This window comes from Bacillus sp. mrc49, assembly GCF_002803435.1.
In genome coordinates this window covers 1-1,221 of the sequence record NZ_PHNG01000516.1, presented here as the reverse complement: position 1 = coordinate 1,221, position 1,221 = coordinate 1, and the positions used below count along the sequence as shown (strand labels likewise).

Genomic DNA, 1,221 nt, shown 5'->3' with positions numbered 1-1,221 from the left:
GCTTCTGCAAATTCACCGATGAAAGCCCCGCCCATGATGGCATGCCCGGCCCCGCCAGGTGAATTGTTCAAATCTGCTATCTTACTATTGCGTACGCGTTCCTTGTCCTTTTCGGTAATGGGCAGCCGCCACATAGGCTCGCCGGCCTCCTCGGAAGCTTTTTGGACTTGCTCGTAGAATTCAACGTCATTGGTCATTGCACCAGTCATATCCATGCCCAGCGCCGTTATGACACCGCCCGTTAACGTCGCTACGTCAATCAGGTATTCTGCACCATGATGTTTAGCGTAGGTCACGGCATCTGCCAAGACGAGCCGTCCTTCAGCATCGGTATTCAATACCTCGATCGTTTTTCCGCTCATGGCAGTGATCACATCATCCGGCTTGAAGGCCTCGCCGCTGATCATATTATCAGTGGAAGGAATGACGGCAACTACATTTTGGTCCGGCCCCAATTCGCCGATAATCTCCATTGCCCCCAATACGGCTGCAGCACCCCCCATATCCGTTTTCATTCCGACGATGCCGGCCTTCGTTTTCAAGGAATATCCCCCAGTATCGAACGTGATGCCTTTGCCTACCAAACCGATAACATCCCTCCATTCCTCTTTTCCTTGATACTTCAACACGATCATTTTCGGTGGTTCGACCGAGCCCTGATTGACGGCAAGGAGGGCTCCCATTCCCAACTTGAGCATATCTTCCTTCTCAAGTATCTCCACTTCAAAACCATAACGTTCACCCAAAGCGGCTGAATAGTCAGCCAAATCCGTGGAAGTCAGCAAATTCCCAGGTGTATTGACCAATGTCCTCGCCGAGTTGGTGGCCCTGCCGAAAATTCTGCCTACATGAAGCGCCGCCCCTACCTCGCCACTATCGGCATCACTATAAACCGTAATTCTTTCGATGCTTTTTTCGACCTGGTTCGATTTTTGCTTGTAGCCTTCAAACTTATAGGAAGCAAGTTCGAACGCCTCCGAGCACGCATGCGCAGCGTCCAGGGCATCCAGGTTTTCAGTCGTGAATGTATCCAAGGCGATCGACAGAGTCGTCAGCTTGGATTCCGCAATCGTTTTACGCGCTTTACCGAGCGCTTCGCGGAGCGTTTCGAAAGTAAGCTCTTTTTCCTTGCCCAGGCCCACAAACACCAACCGCTTCACGCCTAACTTGCCTAATGTATGTATTTTAACCACTGATTTTTTCTTGGAAGAGATTTCTCCA

1 protein-coding gene is annotated in these 1,221 nt (G+C 50.8%); it reads right to left on the bottom strand.

Annotated elements, in window-relative coordinates:
- Positions 1-1,221, bottom strand: a 1,221-nt coding sequence (locus CVN76_RS04965) for a leucyl aminopeptidase (RefSeq protein ID WP_100530492.1), incomplete at both ends; no start/stop codon positions are given.